Source organism: Chlamydia psittaci 6BC, from assembly GCF_000204255.1.
GTDB classification, from domain to species: Bacteria; Chlamydiota; Chlamydiia; order Chlamydiales; family Chlamydiaceae; genus Chlamydia; species Chlamydia psittaci.
The window spans coordinates 477,024-493,076 of the sequence record NC_017287.1 but is presented as its reverse complement, the minus strand read 5'-3'; the positions used below and the strand labels follow the sequence as shown (position 1 = coordinate 493,076).

Genomic DNA, 16,053 nt, shown 5'->3' with positions numbered 1-16,053 from the left:
GTTTTAAAGACTAAATCATTAATAACTTATAAATTAATTAACTAAGCTATTTCAGAGGGTAAATATGACACAAACAGCGGAAAAACCTTTTGGAAAATTGCGTTCTTTTCTTTGGCCGATACACATGCATGAGCTGAAGAAGGTACTGCCAATGTTCCTAATGTTCTTCTGTATTGCGTTCAACTACACCGTATTGCGTGATACAAAAGACACTCTTATCGTAACGGCTCCCGGATCTGGTGCAGAGGCTATACCTTTCATCAAACTGTGGCTTGTCGTTCCTTGCGCTGTAGTCTTCATGCTTATCTATGCCAAATTAAGCAACATCTTAAGTAAGCCAGCCCTCTTTTACACAGTAATTGCTCCATTCCTTCTATTCTTTGCTTTATTCCCTACAGTAATTTACCCATTCCGTCACGTTTTACATCCAACGGATTTTGCTGATAAATTACAGGCCATCCTTCCTCAAGGATTAATGGGCTGCGTTGCAATGCTTAGAAACTGGACTTTTGCTGCATTTTACGTGCTTTCTGAGCTATGGGGAAGCGTTATGCTTTCTTTAATGTTCTGGGGTTTCGCTAACGAAATTACTAAAATTAGCGAAGCTAAACGTTTTTACGCTTTATTTGGAGTTGGTGCTAACATCGCTTTACTCGCTTCTGGCCGCTCTATTATTTGGGCTTCTAAGCTACGTGCTAGTGCTACAGGAAATACAGATCCTTGGGGTCTCTCTCTTTACCTCTTAATGAGCATGGTTGTTATTTCTGGTGGTATTATTATTCTATGCTACTGGTGGATGAACAAGTGTGTTCTTACCGATCCTAGATTCTATGATCCTAAAGAGCTAAACAAAGCTAAGAAATCAAAGCCAAAAATGACAATGAAAGAAAGCTTTGCTTACCTTGCAAGATCTCCTTACATGTTGTTATTAGCCCTTCTTGTTATTTGCTACGGTATTTGTATTAACCTCGTAGAAGTGACTTGGAAGAGCCAGTTGAAAATGCAATACCCAAATGCTAACGAATATAGCGAATTCATGGGGAATTTCTCATTCTGGACAGGTGTTGTCTCCGTAATCGTTATGTTGTTTATCGGTGGTAACGTTATCCGTAAATTCGGCTGGTTAACAGGAGCTCTTGTTACACCGGTGATGGTATTGTTAACAGGTGTCTTTTTCTTTGTTTTAGTTATCTTCAGAGATCAAGCTTCTGGTATCGTAGCAATGTTTGGAACCACACCATTAATGCTTGCTGTTATGGTTGGTGCTGTCCAAAACATTCTATCTAAATCCACAAAGTATGCCCTCTTTGATGCAACTAAAGAAATGGCCTACATTCCATTAGACCAAGAACAAAAAGTTAAAGGAAAGGCTGCTATTGACGTGGTTGCCGCACGTTTCGGAAAATCCGGAGGTTCTTTAATTCAACAAGGTCTCTTAGTAGTTTGTGGAAGTATTGGAGCTATGACACCTTACCTAGCAATAGCACTCTTTGTGATTATTGCAATATGGTTAGTTTCTGCTACCAAGCTAAACAAACTATTCTTAATTCAATCTGCTCTCAAAGAAAAAGAGCTCGCAGGAGAAGAAGCTGCTGTTTCTACAGAAGCTGAAGGATCCTCATCAATTCAGGGAACACCTGCTGTTGAGAACGCTTCTTCATAAGATTCAATGAGAGATCTTAACAAAAATCCTCACTTGGAAACAGGTGAGGATTTTTTTTGTCTTTAAAAATTGTAAGAAAGTTTAATTATAACCTGTATCATCCCTATTTAGATGAGCTTCTTCCAATTTTTCATGAAATTTCATACGGTGATTAAAATAGTAACAGATAGTCTTCCAAGCTTGACTTGTTTTTTGATTGATTAAGCTTGTGTATCGGGAAACATTTTTACATTCAGAATACGTTGCTAAAGCAATATTCGACTCATACTTATGACTATTTTCATTAATAAAATCTCCTAAAAAAGACCTTGCAAGTATGCGCATACCTCCATGAGCAGCAGATCGGTCTACCCAACATAAAAACTGCCAAGAAGCAAGCGATGTTGATCGAATAAGCTGTAGTTGCTCCCAAGAAAAACCATGGGAACATATTCGAAAAATGAGTTCTTTTATACTCTCCTCTGTAAATGACACGCGTAGTTCTGACAGTAGTTCTACCTTATCTTTCTCAGCAATATATCTGCTATAATCTCCCTGAGCATGAATTAATAACCTATCTACTACAGCGGTTACTTGTTGATTATCCAAAGTATGATTTTTCACCTGATCCATTAAAAAAACATATTCCTCTTGGCTCAATTCTTGAACCAATCCATAAGATTGAAGGAGGAAAATCGTTCCGTGTTCTGTTCTTGGAGAGACAGGTCGACGTATTGAATCTAATTCACAAAACCAATAGGTCCCAGAATACCCACGATTGTATTTTTCTAAATTTTCTCTTAAGACATTCTTATTACCTAACTCTATAAAACGCTTCATCCAATATAGAGGGCAATTTTCTATTAATAAGTTATTTAAGCTTGGAAGATATTGTCCGTTAATTTCAGTATTGAAATTGTCAACGCCAAAATCTTCCAAAGCCTTCTTTAATTGAGGCGATAGTTTACATAGATTATTTCGAATTGATGTGTCGTTAGATTCTCTAAAATCATGAATATAAATTAATAACTCCCTAAAATTCGCAAATTTTAAGTCTTGCGTAGTTACTAAATCAAAAAATGCCTTAGGAAATTCCGATTTAATTACACAACGAAATCCAAAAGGGATGTGACTGTATTTAGGTTGAGAATATTTAATGATAATCTGGGCCGTAACAAACGATAAAATACACCAACTCACGCCTGCGCATAGTAGTGAGATAATGATATTTACGCATGAAGGTAATATTGATAAAAAAATAAGACCTGAAATAATAAATAAAAGACTCAAAACAATTAATATTATTATTTGAGATTTTGTTGGTCTCTTTTTTTCCATGTATCGACAAACTACTTCTTGCTTTGGAAGTGTTTGGAAGGCAAAAAGATTGGAAGTTTCCATATGTCATACTAAATAAAAGAAACAAAATTATAATTATAAACGACATATGTTTATAATATACTACGGTTAGAAACGATAAAACGTACAAACTACAAACACAATAGCTATTCTACTTTTGATTTCTTAAATAAATTAAACTCACCTTCTTACATTTCAGTTCTAGTAGTATTGACAACTAACAATACTCAGTCTAACATGGCTCTCTCTGAAATTGACAAGACCCCTCCTGTATTTTGAAAGAGTATAAGCTAGAAAACATTCGAAACTTTTCTATTATTGCGCATATTGACCACGGGAAATCTACAATTGCTGACCGTTTACTTGAAAGTACAAGTACAGTCGAGCAAAGAGAAATGCGCGAGCAGCTCCTTGATTCCATGGATCTAGAAAGAGAGCGTGGTATCACAATCAAAGCGCACCCAGTGACTATGTATTATGAATACAATGGGGAAGTTTATCAGCTTAACCTTATAGACACGCCTGGGCACGTGGATTTTTCTTATGAAGTATCACGATCCTTAGCTGCCTGTGAAGGAGCTCTTTTAATTGTTGACGCAGCTCAAGGTGTGCAAGCTCAAAGTTTAGCTAACGTTTATCTCGCCTTAGAGCGTGATTTGGAAATCATTCCTATTTTAAATAAAATTGATTTACCAGCCGCAAACCCTGAAAAAATCCGAAAGCAAATAGAAGATTACATAGGGTTAGATACTACAAATGCGATCGCCTGCTCAGCAAAAACTGGGGAAGGAATCTCTGACATTCTTGAAGCAATTGTTGAGTTAATCCCTCCACCTAAACCTCCTGAAGAAACTGAATTAAAAGCTTTGATTTTTGATTCTCACTATGATCCTTATGTAGGCATTATGGTGTATGTCCGCGTGATTAGCGGAGAAATTAAAAAAGGTGATCGCATTACCTTTATGGCAACAAAAGGATCATCATTTGAGGTATTAGGCGTAGGAGCTTTTCTTCCTGAAGCAACGTTAATTGAGGGATCTTTACGAGCAGGTCAGGTAGGCTATTTCATAGCCAACTTAAAAAAAGTCAAGGATGTAAAGATTGGCGATACGGTAACTACAGTAAAGCATCCTGCTAAGGTACCTTTAGATGGATTCAAGGAAATCAATCCTGTAGTGTTTGCTGGTATTTACCCTATTGATTCTTCAGATTTTGATGCTTTAAAAGACGCTTTAAGCCGTTTACAACTTAACGATTCTGCTTTAACGATCGAACAAGAAAGTAGCCATTCTTTAGGCTTTGGTTTTCGCTGTGGGTTTTTAGGATTACTGCATTTAGAGATCGTTTTTGAAAGAATCATCCGAGAGTTTGATCTCGACATTATTGCTACAGCGCCCAGTGTAATTTATAAGGTTGTCTTAAAAAATGGCAAAACTTTGTTCATAGACAATCCTACCGCCTATCCAGATCCCTCGATCATAGAACACATGGAAGAGCCTTGGGTACATGTCAATATCATTACACCACAAGAGTACTTAAGCAGTATTATGAATCTATGTTTGGATAAGCGTGGTGTATGCTTAAAAACAGAAATGTTAGATCAACACAGGTTAGTGCTTTCTTATGATCTTCCTTTAAATGAAATTGTCTCTGATTTTAACGATAAATTAAAATCTGTGACTAAGGGTTATGGATCTTTTGATTATCGTTTGGGAGATTACCGTAAAGGATCTATCATCAAACTTGAAATTCTAATCAACGACGAACCCGTTGATGCTTTTTCTTGCCTTGTACATAGAGATAAAGCTGAAGCACGCGGAAGAAGTATCTGCGAAAAGCTCGTCGATGTGATTCCTCAACAACTTTTTAAAATCCCCATCCAAGCTGCTATCAATAAAAAAGTAATTGCTAGAGAAACTATTCGCGCTCTTTCTAAGAATGTGACTGCAAAGTGTTACGGCGGTGATATCACGAGAAAACGTAAACTCTGGGAAAAACAGAAAAAAGGTAAAAAGCGGATGAAGGAATTTGGAAAAGTCTCTATTCCAAACACTGCTTTTATCGAAGTTCTCAAAATAGATTAGTAAGCCGTAAAGATATGTTACTATGCCCTTCCGATAGGAAACTTGAGGTTGGGATAAGTTACTTTTTTATATTCCTCTACATTCTACTCCAGAAACTTAGAATAGACCAACAAAAAGGGGCGTTGTAAGTTATCCCTAAAGATAACAAGAGAGTTGCTCAAAAAATCAACTTAAGTCAACGCTCTCGTATTTTCTCAAATTATTTTACTAGAGTTGTTGTTTTGGACCCTATCCAATCTGTATGATAGAACTCCCCTCGAGGTCTATCCTTACGTTCATAAGTATGAGCTCCGAAATAGTCTCTTAATCCTTGAGCTAAAGCTATTGAAGAGTCTTTTGTTCGATAACCATCATAAAATGTCAATGCAGCTGCTAAACAAGGGATAGGATATCCTGAACCCACGCCATAGGCAACGGTTCTTCGCCAACCTGGTTCGGAATTTTGTAATACCGTCTTGAAATAGGTTTGTAAAATTAACGAAGGTGCTTCCGGCTCATTTTCGAAACCTTTATGGATAGCATCTAGAAAAACACTTTGGATAATGCATCCGCCTCTCCACAATAGGGCTAACTCTCCGAAATTTAAATTCCATTGATGCTCTTCAGATGCTTGATTCAATAACATGAATCCTTGAGCATAACTTATGATTTTCGAAGCGTATAGCGCTTGAAAAACATCTTCTATAAAAAGATGAGGGTCTCGAGGTTTTTCAAAAACGATAGGAATACCCGGAAGTTCTTGAGCTGCTCGCTCGCGAATAGTTTTCCAAGAAGAGAGGAAGCGGGCTAACACAGATTCAATAATTAGCGAAAGAGGGACGCCTGAATCGATAGCATCAATAGCAGTCCAACGTCCTGTTCCTTTTTGTCCAGCAACATCTAAAATGGTATCAATAACTGGGAAGCCATTGGAGTCTTTTAAAGAGAGAACTTCCACAGAAATTCTCATCAGGTAACTTTCTAATTCACGTGTATTCCATTCAGCAAAAATCGATGATACCGCTTCAGGAGATATATCCAAACGTGATCTTAATAAGCCATAAGCCTCACAAATTAACTGTATGTCTCCATATTCTATGCCATTATGTACAGTTTTTACATAATGTCCTGCTCCTCCGGGTCCAACCCAGCAGCAGCAAGGGTTCCCGTTAACCTTAGCAGAAATACTTTGGAAGATAGGTGCTATTTCTGGCCAGGCATCACTATTCCCTCCTGGCATAATAGCAGGTCCATGACGAGCGCCTTCTTCTCCTCCAGAGATGCCCATGCCTATGAATAATATGCCTTTTTCCTTAAGATCACGGCATCGTCTTTCTGAATCTTTATAATAGCTATTCCCTCCATCGATGATAATATCACCAGCTTCAAGATAAGGGAGTAGCGAATCAATACTTTGATCCACAGGAGTTCCTGCTTTAATCATCAGCATGATTTTTCTAGGACGTTTTAAAGAACGTACAAAAGATTCTAATTTTTCATGTCCTTGAAGTTCGGGGCTTTGAGAATGTTCTTGAAGAAACTCTCGAGTTTTCTCTGGACTCCGATTATAGACAGACACAGAAAAACCATGGTCGATCATATTCAACACAAGATTTTTCCCCATTACAGCTAAACCAATTAGCCCAATATCCGCACCTGCTTTCTCTGCCACCAATCCTCCTCCACACTTAAATTAGACGCAAAACGAGTTTTTTCTTCTTTCCCTGTGCTAATAACACATATTGATCGAAACATACCTGAGTTTCTTCACAAACACTGTGTTCATTCTCAATAGGTTCACTATTCACATAGAGACCTTTCTGCTCGATCAATCTTCTAGCTTCTCCTTTAGAACTACAGACCCCTAATGTAACAAAAAGATCTATCCACCGTTTGCCGAGAGCCTGAGCTCTTTCTAAAGAGACTCCCTGGCCCATAGCAATAAGATCTTGGAAATCCTTCTCAGAAACTGAAGATACTTTACCAGGATGCATACTTTGGGTGACTATCTGAGCTTCTCTTAGTCCATCTTCACCGTGTATAGAGGTTACTATAGTTTCGGCAACAAACTTTTTCACAGCTACCGGATCTAATAAAAACTTTTGATCTAGATCAAAGATTTCTTCATTACTCAATAAAGTTAACGTACGTGCGACTTTAGGCACTTCTTGATCTGGAAGCCGTAAAAAGTACTGATATAACTCATAGGCAGATGTTAGCTTGGGGTCCAACCAAATTGTTCCTGATTCTGTCTTCCCAATCTTCTTACCTTGGCTATTCGTTAACAATGGATAAGTCAAACCATAAGCCTGTCCCAATCCAAGACGACGAATGTAATCAATTCCTGAAGTAATGTTCCCCCATTGATCACTTCCTCCGCATTGCAAACATACTCCATGCTTCTCAAAGAGATAAGCAAAATCATATGATTGCAAAAGCATGTAGCTAAATTCAGTATAGCTAATGCCCTCTTCAGACTGAACACGCTGTTTGACTGTATCTTTACCGAGCATAGCGCCTAGTCTAAAATGCTTCCCTACGTCTCGCAAGAAATCTATCACAGTAGTTTCTTTCAACCAATCCATGTTATTTACTATTTGCAATCCGGGTAAATAGCGAGAAAGACATTCTGAGAGTTTCTGGCTATTATAAGCGACTTGGCTTTCCTCAAGTAGGGTACGTTCTATGCTTTTCCCTGAAGGATCTCCTATCATTCCGGTAGCAGAACCTACAAGAGCTACAGGAGTGATACCAAAGCTAGCCATTCTACGCAAAAAGCATATCCCTATCCAATGTCCTATATGAAGAGAAGGAGCGGTAGGATCAAATCCAAGATAGGCAGAAACTGGGGTACTTACGCTATCTAATCCTGAGGAAAAATTTTCGAGAATTCCCCGATCTTGCAAGTGTTGTATAAAATCCCGCATCGCAATAACAAAAAATCTTAATAATTGAAGGACTATCTTAACGATCAGTACTCTTATATGCAAGATTCCTTAGGAATTTACTCTAGAAAAAAAATAAACAGATAAAAATTCCACTTTAATTTAAAATAGATCAATTCTTTTACTTAAAGGTTATTTTAATAATGATAAGCCCAACTCTAGAAAATACTTCTTGTATCAGCCGTTTACAAGCCAAAGCAGTGGATTTTATTCACTCCAAAACTGTTTCTCGTATTATTTCTGTAGCTCTTATTACTCTAGCTATTGTAGCAACGGTAGGGAGTTGTGTGGCTATGACACTGACTTTGAACCTTTGGTTCTTATTACTTAGTGCTGTTGGGGGAGTCGCATTGTCTCTTGGAATTATGAGCATCTTCATGTTGAATGTGAAACCACAACCAGAGAGAATTTCTTAAAGAAAAGCAGATAAAGCCGCTCGGAGCTTGATCAGGGCTTTGGAATGAATCTGGGATACTCGTGATTCGCTAACTCCTAGAATCTTTCCAATTTCCTTAAGAACAAGCTCTTCATAGTAGTATAGAGCCATCACCTTTCTTTCTTTCTCTTCAAGGCCCTCTATAGCACTTGCTAAGAATGAAGAGAATTCCTTTTTATCAACAATGTCATATCCTGTTTCTGCTCTTTCATCAGCAATGCGTTCTTCTAGAGCTACACCAGATTCACCATCAGATAACGAGGGTCTTTCCTCGTTTAAAGAAATAATTAATGCGGGCCGAGCTGAAGCAAACCAGCCAGAAAGCTCTTGTTGAGAAATTTGGAAATACTCACAAAGATCACCATCCGTAGGCTCTCTCCCGAGTGACAGACGCAGGGCGTCCATAGCATCAGCAAGCTTATTTGCCTTTTGATGTACGCTTCTTGGCACCCAATCCTGCTTCCTTAAATCATCGATAATTGCTGCTTTAATTAAAAATAAAGCATACCCCTCAAAACGACGACTCTTTTCAGGGTTAAAACGTTCAACAGCTCGAACTAAACCCTCAACTCCGGAAGCATAAAGATCCTCGGTCTTTACATGGGAAGGCATACCTGAAATTAGGCGGTGAGCCACACACTTAACTAAGTGCAGGTAAAAATCAATCAGAGTATCTCGATACTTGATTTCTTGAGTCTGCCAATAAAGTTCCCAAATCTCAGAAATGTTCTGCGTATTTTGTGTTTTCACAAATTTTTTCTTTCAATAATTATTTTAAGATTAAATAAAAAAAATATTTTAAACAATACCTCAATTAAAATATTTTATTTGTTTTAAAAAGATAAATTTCACAATTAAAGTGTCAAAACCTCGTCAGAAACTGATCCTAGCAAAGAAATAGGGATTTCTTCTGGAAGTTCATTATGTGATAAAACAAGTAGATCTGGAAAGTGAGGTTCTATCATTTTCCTTAGTTCGAAACGCGACTCGCATCCCGTAATGATAGCACGAAAATCCCCTCCTGCTGATTGATTTAAAAGAGTCTGTACTTGGCCAATCACCTTATCACACATTAATGGATTAGATTTTGAATATAAATCACCTATCATACGTTCTACATGAGAATCTACTGTGATGATCTCTAGTGTATTTTTCTGATCCCAAAGAGCTCTTCCTATATGTTTCCCTAGGTATTTTCTAATTTTCTCGGCGAGTATCTCTGGATTTTCTTCTGGAGATCCATATAACGCTATTGCTTCCAATACCTTAGGGAACAACCTTAAAGATACACGTTCTTTGACTAGGCCTTTTACGAGAAAGAGTAAGGAATTTTCAGATATTTTTTTGGGAATAATCTCATCGATAGAGATACCCAAAACATTTTGCGCTTGTCGTACAAGCATTTTGACATACTTTCCGTGAATAGCCTCTGGGAGTAGATTTCTTAGTATTGGCAAAAGACGAGATAAAGAAATTTCTTCAAGATGAAAATGTTTTCCATAGCAACTCAAAGTTGCTTGTTTGCCACGATAAAAAATCTTCATCTCTTGATGTAAGAATACTCCTGTTTCATTGAAGATCTCTTCTCGTGCTTGTGCATATAGCTCGTGAGGGTTGACTCCTGTGTAATCTGTAGGAAGAGAGAGATGTATTTGTTGGAATATTTCAGATAAAGTTTCAGGATCCTGTATATCCTTGGGTTGTTTATATGCGATGAGCAATGCAATAGCAAAAGCAAGAACAGGAGCTTTAGGAGTCCCTGGGATAAACAGTAGTGAGGAAAATAAAAGAGCAATCGTTCGAAAATGCACTCGCGCTTGCTCGTAATAATCTAGCATATACTCAAGAAGAGATTCTTTTTGGCCAACCTTGGATATCAAGGTAGCTGCCGCACATGATGTCATGAGTGCAGGCACCTGGCTTACTAAAGCATCTCCTACCACGGTGAGCCATAAATTTGCTGATTCTCCATCGGAAGAACAAGCAAAATAGGCAGCTGCTATCGAATTAACAATGAGTAAAATACAACTAACAACAGCATCTCCTTTTACAAAGCGAAATACTCCCTCCATCGAAGAAAAAAAATCGCTCTCTTCAAAAAGATCTTGTTTTTGTTTTTCCACATCGATCGTAGAGGCTCGTCCAGATACAAGATCGGCATCTAGTGACATTTGCTTGCCAGGAAGAGCTTCTAAAATAAATCTTGCACGTACTTCGGCGACTCTTTCAGATCCCTTAGCAATGACAAGAAAATTTACTAAAAAAAACAGACAGCAGGCAGCAATTCCTGCTCCTAAACTCCCTAGGGAAAAAAAATTCCCCAAAGAAAAAATCATAGGTGATGCCCAACCGGAGGATAAAATTAATCGCGTTGAAGCAAGATTCAATCCTAAACGAAATAAGCAAAGGTACAAAAATAACGCAGGGAAGAGCCTAGCTTCAAGGCTAGATTTTAAAGAAAATACCCAAAATACAACGGTTAGCGATAAAATAAAGTTGATACATAGACCAGTATCTAAAAGTAGCTGAGGTAAAGGAATCAAAAAAGAAAGAAGAATACCTAAGGGAATGAGAGCCATTCTCCATAATTTCTCTTGTTTGCTTGTCACCAAGCGCCTCCCTTATGAGACTCTCTTATTTTCTTCAATAACGACAAAAAACATATATCTTCAAGAAAAACTCTTACGATAAAGATTCGTGAATTTTAGGTTATGTTTATCTTGTAGACTATTTTCTTCTGTGCTAACGTCTTTATTTCTTAGAGACATTTGTACGGAGTATAGCGCAGCCTGGTTAGCGCGGTTGCTTTGGGAGCAATAGGTCGGGGGTTCGAATCCCTCTACTCCGAATTGTTAGTCTCGTTATTAAAAGATTTTCAGGAAATCACAAATGGCAAAATTGATTATTGCATCCGAAGACGAAACACAAGAGTTTGAACTTCAAGACGGTTCTAGCATAGCAGAGCCTTGTGAATCTTCAGGGATTCCTTTTGCATGTACAGAAGGAGTATGTGGCACCTGTGTTATCGAGGTTGTAGAAGGCAAAGAAAATCTTTCTAATTTCACAGAAGAAGAGAAAGACTTTCTCGGAGATTGTGAAGACTCTAATGAACGTCTTGCCTGTCAGTGTAAAATTAACGGCGGATGTGTTAAAATTACCTTTTAAGCTCCATTCCTTAAAAAATTAAAAACGTTAAGACATTTTTATATACGGGCGAGGTATGTAAGGTTTGCTTTACATTCCGGGAAAACTTGCGTTTTGGGCCCGAAGTTCTTGAAAAAAAACTCTCTATACCCTAAGGCTGGAATACGTTAAAATATTAATAACTTTTAGTCATAAAAAAAATTAATATTTTATGTTTCAACCTATTCATAATCGTGAGCCGTCTCAACTCCTTTCCGAGACCTCCGCAATACCAGGTAATAGAAATAATACAGAAGTTAAAAAGGCAGCCCTTGCAACCATCGCGGGCTTAGCCTTTATTGGCGTGGTAACAACCCTTGCTTTAGCTATTACTTTTTCGATGCCAGCTCTTGCTGCTGCCGTAGTTGCTTGCTCTATCATAGCCGTAGCGTGTTGTATTCTTCTTAATAAAGAGCTTGTTGCTTCATCATCTCTTCCTCAAGAGACTTTCCCAGAAAGAGGATCAGAACTATCCATACCCGACCTTTCTCCACCTCTTTCTTTCCAATCAGAAGATCTATCAACACCAGAGTACACTCCTCCTCCTTCTCCAACATTCCAAGATCCTCAAGATATACCACCATCCTCAACATTCCCAGCTCCTCAGGATATACCACTACCCCAAACATCCCAAGAGCCTCAGGATATACCACCGTCCTCAACATTCCAAGAGCCTCAGGATGTACCACCATCCTCAACATTCCCAGCTCCTCAGGATGTACCACTACCCCAAACATTCCAAGAGCCTCAGGATGTACCATCATCTCCAACTCCTCCACCTCAGGTTTTGCCTGCAGCTGCAGCGGCTCCTTTGCAAACTGTCCCGAATTTTACGGAATTACTTGACGGTCTGACGAAACTCGCATCCCGACAAGATATCCAAACCCCTCAATTTGATCCTATCGACCAAAACACCACTTTCTCGGGATGGCAGGTCCCTCATACTGAAACAGTACTTGTCTCTACATGCGGTGACATTACTACACCTAGATTCCTCACCAAAGACCTCACCCCTATGCTAGTAAATGCTGCCAACGATACTATGTACAGACATGGCGGAGGAACTAATTACGTCTTTACTCGAGCAGTTAGTCGTCGAGGATGGCAAAATTCCACCGAAGGCAAGGCACGTTTAAATATTGGCGAATGTACTGCGGGTAAATGGATAAATGCAAACGGCACAACCAATGACGGGGACTCTTCGGCTCCTGCATTACTCGCACAACTTTTAGGACCAACAGCCAACCAACTGAATAATGACGCACTCAGATGCTATGAGACCGTAACTAAAGCCTATGAAAATTGTTTAGCTAAAGCTGTGGAAAAAGGCGCCAAATATGTTCAGTTACCCCTTATCTCATCCAGCCTTTTCGCTCCTCCAGCAAATCTAGCAGGAGGTACTGTGCGAGCTGAATGGATAGATGCTGTGAAAGCAGCCTTAGTAACTGCTGTTACGAATTTTGCTACGCAAAATCCAAATTCTCAAATGATCATTGTTGTCACAGATATCGCTAATCCCCCCTTAGGCTAACATAAGATCACCTTGTCGTGGATCTACAACAAGTATGTGTTGTAGATCTATGGCATCATAACCCCAAGATCCTCTCTTATTGCTCCTAGAAGCAAAATCCCAAGACATTTTCTTATAGAAAACGTGCTGATGGTGTGTTTATATTTCTACCTATAAGTACTTTGAATAAACGTACAAAAGGGCTTGCAAGGCACATTTGAGATGAATTATAGCAGCTCAACTTCTGAATAAAATCTAAGTTGCCAACTTTGTTGTATTATCTTTACTATATCGATAACATTGAATAGCAAAACATAAACACTAAGAAAAAGATGTATAAAATTGAGAGCATCTTCGTCTCTACTTTAAACTGAGTATTTTTTCACGATATCGCGAAGACGGCTCAAAAATCCAAGCATCCTTCTTTACCATAATATGATATCCGATCTCACTGCCGCATCTTTCAAACACATACAATCCTACCCCGAAATATCCCCCAAAAAAAGTAGCATAGTATCAAGAATCCTCCCGATTATTATTATGCTTGTCTTCGCGTACTTAGCTATACTCGGAGCTATTATTTCTTCTTTAGTTACAGGAATATTCCCTCTGTTCTCTATTTGCGCCTTCGCAATTCCTCTTGTTATTGCGTCTCTATTTCTTCTTAGGAGAACCTCTCAACAGAAATTACAACAAAAAGATGTTACACCTCTTCTAGGTACGCCATTCTTAATTGAAATCAATGAAAACACAAAACATACAAAAATTTTAGAACAATACTGTGAAGTAGTGAATACGTGGAACACCTTACCGCGCATCTTCGGAGAAACTACCCCTTCCCTATTAAATAAGGTTTGGAAAATTAACAATTCAAAAACCGTTCTCTTTGCAACTACAGGAACCGTTTATTCCCCACGTGTGCATTGCTGTTGCAACCTCATGATCGTATTAGAACGGAATACACTCCTTTCAGACTTATGCACTTTAAACATCTCTGACGAAATTCCTATAGAGATGCAGGAAGGTCAATGTATCTCCATACCATGGAAAAACTCTGATGGCTCTAGCAACAAGAAACAACTAGGATTACCTAATTTCCTAGGCATCATTCAGGAGCTTGATCCTGAACTCTATAATCACCATCCCGTGATTGCTTTTGCCCTGGCAAAAGCTACGTATACTAATTGCCTAAACGAGGCTATCAGACAAGGTGTGGACATGATTCAAATTCCCCTAATTTCCACTGCGCCTACTCAGCTCTCCTCAAATCCTCAAGTAGCAGCTGATTGGAAGGCTGCTATACAAACAGGTTTGGTTGCTGCATTAATCAATTTTGCAACCTCACAGCCTGACACCATTATGAACGTTGTTATTGTGAGTTCCCCGGGATTAGGACTTCCATTGTGAAATACTCAATATTGTAAATCACTCATTTTCAATAGACAATAAATAATATAAATAACACTATTACTTTTATTTAAAAAAATTTTTATAATTTTAATTATGTCACATGAAAAAATTCCCTCGGGTAATCATCCATTACCCCCACACCAACTATTTAATTTAAATCCTAAGGACAGATTCCCCGTAAAAGGCTATCTGAATAGGGTTTTATATAACCCAAACACTCGAGAGACTACTCGAAAAGTGCTTGCGATCATAGGCGGACTTGCTTTAGCTGGAGGAATTGCCTGTGGGATTACTCTCGGAGTGCTTGGAGCCCCTGGCCTAGTGATTGCTACAGCTATTGGCGTTACCTTAGGAACTATTTTATTAGGAGCCTCCATTGCGCTTCTACCCAGCAAAATGAAAAAAGATATTAGGGGGAAAATAGAAAGCGCTTTAGAAGCAAACAGGCCCTATGACTTCCTTTCTTCCGATCTTGCCAACTCTTTGAAAGCAAATTTCACAGAGAGCTCATCACTACCTAAAAATATGCAAGCCCCTGGAGTTGAAGATATCGACGTCTTTACAGCAAAAAACAACTCCAAAGTCAAACTCGTAACTTTTAAAACTCCATCATTCCTATCTCCTATTATGGATCGCGGCACAGGTGTATCGCGGGTATGTTTCATACCTCCAGAAGCAGATCTGACGCGTCCCGAAACTATGCGGAATAGTTCTTTAGATTTATTTAAAATAGAAATTGGAACTCGTGGTTGGAATACAAATTTAGCAGAATTTTCGCAAACACCGAAAACACCTGCAGGATGGTCACGCAGTTCGTGGAGCAATATCGCAGAATCTGCAACAGATGACAGTCCTCAATACCTGATTAGTGCGTGGAATCCCTTTGGAAATTACCCAAAAACAGATAATGAGCAACTCGAGCACACACGCCACCCTCTTTATGGGAGGAAAAGCTTTGACCGTCAAAAAGAGATGTTTTCTCGTTTCTTTCAGTCACTAGTAGCTAGTGGTGTGCACAGCATTAGCATTTACGGAAACGATCTTTTGTTCCCTAAAAATCAGCTTGATGCCCCCTATATTGACATGTTTGCACCACTTGATAGTGATTTTGAAAGTAGAGTTGCCACAGCACTATCCTCAGCCTTAGCTGAAATAGCACAAGACCCCGAGAATAACCTAACTGTGTGTCTCTACGGTATAGGAAGCAACCCTCTACACAAACCCAAACCTGTATCTTACAAACAAATTGATATTGATGATTTGGAAGACGATTAAGGTTTTCTTCTCAAAAGCAGCACAACCTCTATCTTTTCTCATCTCAGAGAATGGTTGGGCTGCCCTAAAATTCTATAAGTTCATCAATATGAGTTTTTTAAACTAATCAAATAAAAACTTTAAAAACAAAAAATGTGATTGTGAAAGTTAAGTTTTTATTTAATTTATATTTTTCTTTTTGATGAATACCCTCAAATAGTCTAGACTTGGTTTTCGGTTTGCTTTTAAAG

At 38.6% G+C, this 16,053-nt stretch carries 12 protein-coding genes and 1 tRNA gene; 8 read left to right on the top strand and 5 right to left on the bottom strand.

Going from position 1 to position 16,053, the window contains the following annotated elements; all coding sequences use genetic code 11:
• Positions 1 to 64 precede the first annotated feature (64 nt).
• Positions 65 to 1,663, top strand: coding sequence for an NTP/NDP exchange transporter Npt1 (gene npt1, locus G5O_RS07340; protein ID WP_013747357.1), 1,599 nt, complete (start codon positions 65 to 67; stop codon positions 1,661 to 1,663).
• Between the two features lie 81 nt (positions 1,664 to 1,744).
• On the opposite strand, the gene G5O_RS07335 is transcribed toward npt1, so the two are convergent.
• Entirely contained in the window at positions 1,745 to 2,842 is a 1,098-nt protein-coding gene (locus G5O_RS07335) for a DUF1389 domain-containing protein (RefSeq protein ID WP_006343112.1), read from the bottom strand.
• A gap of 434 nt (positions 2,843 to 3,276) precedes the next feature.
• Here G5O_RS07335 and lepA point away from each other — a divergent pair, with 434 nt between their 5' ends.
• Positions 3,277 to 5,085 (top strand): translation elongation factor 4, encoded by a 1,809-nt coding sequence (lepA, locus tag G5O_RS07330; protein ID WP_006343111.1) that lies wholly within the window; start codon positions 3,277 to 3,279, stop codon positions 5,083 to 5,085.
• Positions 5,086 to 5,284: 199 nt separating this feature from the next.
• Here lepA and gnd read toward each other — a convergent pair whose 3' ends face one another.
• Both gnd and tyrS read right to left on the bottom strand, forming a co-directional pair.
• The gene (gene gnd / locus G5O_RS07325; protein ID WP_006343110.1) at positions 5,285 to 6,736 is read right to left on the bottom strand and encodes a decarboxylating NADP(+)-dependent phosphogluconate dehydrogenase; all 1,452 of its coding nucleotides are present in this window, start codon (positions 6,734 to 6,736) and stop codon (positions 5,285 to 5,287) included.
• A 16-nt stretch (positions 6,737 to 6,752) separates the two neighbouring features.
• Positions 6,753 to 7,991, bottom strand: a complete 1,239-nt coding sequence (tyrS, locus tag G5O_RS07320; RefSeq protein ID WP_006343109.1) for a tyrosine--tRNA ligase — start codon at positions 7,989 to 7,991, stop codon at positions 6,753 to 6,755.
• A 161-nt stretch (positions 7,992 to 8,152) separates the two neighbouring features.
• On the opposite strand from tyrS, the gene G5O_RS07315 reads away from it, so the two are divergent.
• A complete protein-coding gene (locus G5O_RS07315) occupies positions 8,153 to 8,425 on the top strand; it encodes a hypothetical protein (RefSeq protein WP_006343108.1) in 273 nt (90 codons plus the stop codon).
• On the opposite strand, the gene G5O_RS07310 is transcribed toward G5O_RS07315, so the two are convergent.
• Positions 8,422 to 9,195, bottom strand: a complete 774-nt coding sequence (locus tag G5O_RS07310; RefSeq protein WP_006343107.1) for a FliA/WhiG family RNA polymerase sigma factor — start codon at positions 9,193 to 9,195, stop codon at positions 8,422 to 8,424. The genes G5O_RS07315 and G5O_RS07310 overlap by 4 nt on opposite strands.
• 104 nt (positions 9,196 to 9,299) lie before the next feature.
• Positions 9,300 to 11,024: an EscV/YscV/HrcV family type III secretion system export apparatus protein gene (locus G5O_RS07305; RefSeq protein ID WP_006343106.1), complete on the bottom strand. Its 1,725-nt coding sequence runs from the start codon at positions 11,022 to 11,024 to the stop codon at positions 9,300 to 9,302.
• Positions 11,025 to 11,218: 194 nt separating this feature from the next.
• Here G5O_RS07305 and G5O_RS07300 point away from each other — a divergent pair.
• From G5O_RS07300 to G5O_RS07280, 5 genes are all read left to right on the top strand, one after another.
• A tRNA-Pro gene (locus tag G5O_RS07300) sits at positions 11,219 to 11,293 on the top strand.
• A 41-nt stretch (positions 11,294 to 11,334) separates the two neighbouring features.
• Complete coding sequence (locus G5O_RS07295; RefSeq protein ID WP_006343104.1) at positions 11,335 to 11,610, top strand: 2Fe-2S iron-sulfur cluster-binding protein; 276 nt, start codon at positions 11,335 to 11,337, stop codon at positions 11,608 to 11,610.
• A gap of 190 nt (positions 11,611 to 11,800) precedes the next feature.
• Entirely contained in the window at positions 11,801 to 13,159 is a 1,359-nt protein-coding gene (locus tag G5O_RS07290; protein ID WP_006343103.1) for a macro domain-containing protein, read from the top strand.
• Positions 13,160 to 13,573: 414 nt separating this feature from the next.
• The gene (locus G5O_RS07285) at positions 13,574 to 14,545 is read left to right on the top strand and encodes a macro domain-containing protein (RefSeq protein WP_013462652.1); all 972 of its coding nucleotides are present in this window, start codon (positions 13,574 to 13,576) and stop codon (positions 14,543 to 14,545) included.
• Positions 14,546 to 14,641: 96 nt separating this feature from the next.
• Positions 14,642 to 15,823 carry a DoxX family protein gene (locus G5O_RS07280; protein WP_006343100.1) on the top strand — a complete coding sequence of 394 codons (1,182 nt, stop codon included), beginning with the start codon at positions 14,642 to 14,644 and terminating at the stop codon, positions 15,821 to 15,823.
• Positions 15,824 to 16,053: the final 230 nt, after the last annotated feature.

Bases quoted from the DNA above. Each gene is read 5' to 3' on its own strand.
- G5O_RS07290 (WP_006343103.1), top strand. From the start codon at position 11,801: ATGTTTCAACCTATTCATAATCGTGAGCCGTCTCAACTCCTTTCCGAG.
- npt1 (WP_013747357.1), top strand. From the start codon at position 65: ATGACACAAACAGCGGAAAAACCTTTTGGAAAATTGCGTTCTTTTCTT.
- G5O_RS07315 (WP_006343108.1), top strand. From the start codon at position 8,153: ATGATAAGCCCAACTCTAGAAAATACTTCTTGTATCAGCCGTTTACAA.
- G5O_RS07285 (WP_013462652.1), top strand. From the start codon at position 13,574: ATGATATCCGATCTCACTGCCGCATCTTTCAAACACATACAATCCTAC.
- tyrS (WP_006343109.1), bottom strand. From the start codon at position 7,991: ATGCGGGATTTTATACAACACTTGCAAGATCGGGGAATTCTCGAAAAT.
- G5O_RS07280 (WP_006343100.1), top strand. From the start codon at position 14,642: ATGTCACATGAAAAAATTCCCTCGGGTAATCATCCATTACCCCCACAC.
- G5O_RS07295 (WP_006343104.1), top strand. From the start codon at position 11,335: ATGGCAAAATTGATTATTGCATCCGAAGACGAAACACAAGAGTTTGAA.
- G5O_RS07305 (WP_006343106.1), bottom strand. From the start codon at position 11,024: ATGGCTCTCATTCCCTTAGGTATTCTTCTTTCTTTTTTGATTCCTTTA.